This is a genomic window from Gordonia marina (assembly GCF_052036135.1).
Lineage (GTDB): Bacteria > Actinomycetota > Actinomycetes > Mycobacteriales > Mycobacteriaceae > Gordonia.
Map to the genome: position 1 here is coordinate 1 of NZ_JBPSDN010000098.1, position 1070 is coordinate 1070.

Consider the following 1070-nt stretch of genomic DNA (forward strand, 5'->3'; position numbering starts at 1 on the left):
AAATCTCTTGCAGTGCAAGGTCATCGGTCAACGCAGTTGATGTGTACTGGGTGCCTGCGTCGGAATGGTGAATCAACCGGCCGCCTTCGACGGGGTGGCCTTGGTGGCCGCGCCACCACAGTGCCATCCGCAAGGGGGTGGTGACCAGATCGGCCTCGCGGCCGGTCTGGGCGTGCCAGGACACGATCAGGCGCGAGTACACGTCGACGATGAACGCCACGTACACCCAGCCCGACCAGGTACGCACATACGTGAAATCGGTGCACCACAACTCGTTGGGTTCGGAGGCGGTGAAGTCGCGGTCGACGAGGTCTTCGGCTCGCACACCATCGGGGTTCGGGATCGTCGTCCTAATCTTCTTGCAACGACGAATTCCGTTGTGCCCCAATACTTTCATTGCTCTGTCGATGGCTCCGGGGGTCACCTCGTGACCGAGGCGGCGCAGGTGTGCGGTCAGCTTGGCTCGGCCGTACAGGCCTTCGGGGGTCAGCTTCCGGCGACCGTGGTCGTCGGTGGTCCAGATGGTGTCGCGGACGATGTCGACGGTGTGGGCGTCGGTGACAGTCCGGGCGGCCGGGCGTGCGGTGCGCCAGGCCCGGTAGGTGCGTGCCGCGATCGTGCATCCCTGCTCGGTGAGCACTCGGCAGATCGACTCGACGGCAAATCCCTTGTGGCGCAAGGAATCTATGAATCCCATGATCATCGGTTTCGGGGGTCGAGTTCCCCCACGAAGAAACTCGTGGCCGCTTTCAAGATCGCGACATCCTCCCGCAGGCGCTTGTTCTCGGCTTTCAGTCGCTTGATCTCGGCGAGCTCCTCGGTGGTGGTGCCGGCGCGGGCTCCGTCGTCGACCTGCCACTGCAGGATCCAGCGGCGGACGGTCTCCTTGCCGACACCGAGCTGCTTGGCGAACGCCGTCGCGGCGGCAGTCGGAGTCGCGTACTCGGCGCCGTGCTCGCGCCACAGGCGCTCAGCACGGGCCTGGACGGCGGGATCGATCTTCTTGGGCATGATTGTCATCCTTCCTGATGGGACTCAGAAAGGAGCGGCATCAAACCTGGGGTGATTCA

General features: G+C 64.0%; 1 pseudogene. It reads right to left on the reverse strand.

The features are described 5' to 3' along the window. Positions 1-1011, reverse strand: a pseudogene (locus ACSEEN_RS21445) (IS3 family transposase); the annotation flags it as partial. Positions 1012-1070 lie beyond the last annotated feature (59 nt).